At 77.9% G+C, this 1476-nt stretch carries 2 protein-coding genes; one reads left to right on the top strand and one right to left on the bottom strand.

The features are described 5' to 3' along the window. Nucleotides 1-97 precede the first annotated feature (97 nt). Nucleotides 98-1003 (bottom strand): methyltransferase domain-containing protein, encoded by a 906-nt coding sequence (locus ABZ914_RS51255; RefSeq protein WP_500201802.1) that lies wholly within the window; start codon nt 1001-1003, stop codon nt 98-100. A gap of 79 nt (nt 1004-1082) precedes the next feature. Between ABZ914_RS51255 and ABZ914_RS51250 the strand changes: the two genes are divergently transcribed. Continuing rightward, a partial coding sequence (locus ABZ914_RS51250) for a GntR family transcriptional regulator (protein ID WP_500201801.1) occupies nt 1083-1476 on the top strand: 394 nt, incomplete at its 3' end.

Below are 1476 nucleotides of genomic sequence, written 5' to 3'. Positions count from 1 at the left end.
CGGGGGCGGGGGGGCCCGCTGCTCCCCAAATGCCCCCGTTCAGGGCGCCCGCCCCCCGCCGAGGCGGGGCTCGACGCATGCTCGCCCTCGATCGTCCTCAGTGCCCGCGCGGGGGCGTGCCGTCCGACGGCTCGTGGGGGGTCGCGGGGTTGACGGCGGTGCCCTTGAAGAAGGTGTAGTGGAACGTGCCGTCCTCGGCGGCGGTGCGGCGCAGGTCGGCGATGCCGCGGTCGAACTCCTCCGGGGTGGTGAGGCCCGCGGCGACCGCGTCGTCGCGGACGGCCCGGACCATCGCGGTGAAGGTGTCGCGGGTGAACCCCTCGACCAGCGCCGGCCGGCTCCGGTCGGCGTACACGGTGCGGGGCCGCACCGTGACCTGCCGGTATCCGGCCCCGGTCAGCAGGGGGTGCAGGCGGCGGCCGATGAGCGCGTCGCCGCCCGCGGCGGCCTGCAGCCGGACCTGGTGGCCGATCGCGGCGCGCGCGGCGGCGCTGTCGGGGTGGAAGAACGCCGACCCGTGGTCGCCCTCGATGACGGTGAGGGTGCCGCCGGGCCGCAGGACCCGCCGCAGCCCGGCGAGCGCGGCGGCCGGGTCGGGCAGGTGCTCCAGCACGAAGCAGACGAACAGGTGGTCGAACGCGCCGCCGGGGAACGGCAGGTCGTGCAGGTCGGCCCGCAGCCACCGCACCCGCGCGGCCGGGAACCGGGCGGCGACGCGGTCGCGCGCCACCGCCAGGGACGCGGCGGACACGTCGACGGCGGTGAGGTCCGCGCCGGGGGAGGACGCCAGCAGGTGGACGGTCTGGGCGCCGACGCCGCAGCCGACCTCCAGGACGCGGGACCCGGGCGGGTAGGCGGTCCCGGCCTGCCCGTCGGCGGCGCCGTGCAGCAGCGCGGCGAGCGTGTCGGCCTGGTCGCCGAGCCGCCGCGTCTCGTGCTCCGAATAACCGTGCACATAGCCCCGGACGGTGCCGGACGCCTCACCGGATGCTTCGCCTGACATCTGGCCGGGCGCCTGGCCGGAGGGGGGCCCGGGAGCGGTCACTGTTTCCATATGCCCAGCGTCCCGCCACAATGGCCCGATGCACAGGTCCAAAGACGGCGCGCCCGACCAGGCCATAACCGGTGGCGGCGACGCCCCGGCTCCGGGCGGCGGATCCGGGAACGGGCCGGGCACCCGCGCCGGCATCGGAGCGGACTTCCTGCAGCTCGACACCGCCGAGGCACCGCCGGGCGGCATGGCCGCCTGGCTCGCCCGGCGGCTGCGCGAGGCGATCGCCGACGGCCGCCTGCCCGTCGGCAGCCGGCTGCCCGCCACCCGCGTCCTGGCCGCCGACCTGCGCGTCTCGCGCGGCGTGGTCACCGAGGCCTACCAGCGGCTCACCGACGACGGCCACGTCGCCGGACGCGGCCGCGCGGGCACCATCGTCGTCGCCGCGCCCCTTACCGCCCCGCCGCCGCTCCCCGCCCCTGCAC

Origin of the sequence: Spirillospora sp. NPDC046719, from assembly GCF_040645715.1 — a bacterium.
GTDB lineage: Bacteria > Actinomycetota > Actinomycetes > Streptosporangiales > Streptosporangiaceae > Spirillospora.
The sequence above is the reverse complement of the archived record's forward strand: the minus strand, read 5'-3'. Positions and strand labels throughout refer to the sequence as shown.